Origin of the sequence: Candidatus Paralachnospira sp. LCP21S3_A2, from assembly GCF_052118925.1 — a bacterium.
Taxonomy (GTDB): Bacteria; Bacillota; Clostridia; order Lachnospirales; family Lachnospiraceae; genus Lientehia.
In genome coordinates, this window is the sequence record NZ_JBQKGG010000044.1 from 1 (window position 1) to 1,164 (window position 1,164).

General features: G+C 51.6%; 1 rRNA gene. It reads right to left on the reverse strand.

What is annotated here, in order from left to right:
• Nucleotides 1-1,164 (reverse strand): 23S ribosomal RNA (locus tag ACTQ3K_RS12590); the annotation flags it as partial.

The window sequence follows — 1,164 nt, forward strand, 5'->3', positions numbered from 1 at the left end:
TTCATTCCCGGCTCTCCCTTTCCTTCTGTGTCCCCACAGTTCTGACATGCTATAGTACAGGAATTTCAACCTGTTGTCCATCGGCTACGCTTCTCAGCCTCGCCTTAGGCCCCGACTTACCCAGGGCAGATCAGCTTTACCCTGGAAACCTTAGATATTCGGCCTAGAGGATTCCCACCTCTATCTCGCTACTCATTCCGGCATTCTCTCTTCTTAAAAGTCCACAGCTCCTTCCGGTACTGCTTCGTCCCTTTAAGAATGCTCCTCTACCAATGTATAGATACATTCCTCAGCTTCGGTGGTGTGTTTCAGCCCCGGACATTTTCGGCGCAGGGCCTCTCGACTAGTGAGCTATTACGCACTCTTTGAATGTATGGCTGCTTCTGAGCCAACATCCTAGTTGTCTTTGAAACCCCACATCCTTTTCCACTTAACACACACTTTGGGACCTTAGCCGGAGGTCTGGGCTCTTTCCCTTTTGACCACCCAACTTATCTCGTGCAGTCTGACTCCCGTACATCATCTCGATGGCATTCGGAGTTTGATATCCTTTGGTAAGCTTTGACGCCCCCGCGGGAATTCAGTGCTCTACCTCCATGAGACTAATACGAGGCTAGCCCTAAAGCTATTTCGAGGAGAACCAGCTATCTCCGGGTTCGATTGGAATTTCTCCCCTATCCACACCTCATCCCCACCCTTTTCAACGGATGTGGGTTCGGTCCTCCACAGGATTTTACTCCCGCTTCAACCTGGACATGGATAGATCACCCGGTTTCGGGTCTGCCTGTACTGACTCTGGCCCTATTAAGACTTGGTTTCCCTTCGGCTCCGCACCTGAGGTGCTTAACCTCGCCAGTACCGGCAACTCGCCGGACCGTTCTACAAAAAGTACGCGGTTCTGCATAGAAAGCAGTTCCACAGCTTGTAAACACAGGGTTTCAGGTTCTCTTTCACTCCCCTCCCGGGGTCCTTTTCACCTTTCCTTCACAGTACTATGCGCTATCGGTCACTAAGGAGTATTTAGCCTTGGGGGGTGGTCCCCCCGACTTCCCACAAGGTTCCACGTGTCTCGTGGTACTTTGGATCCTGCTTGCTCTGATCGGTTTTCGCTTACGGGGCTTTCACCCTCTGCGGCTGGCTTTCCCAAAACCATTCTGCTAACCT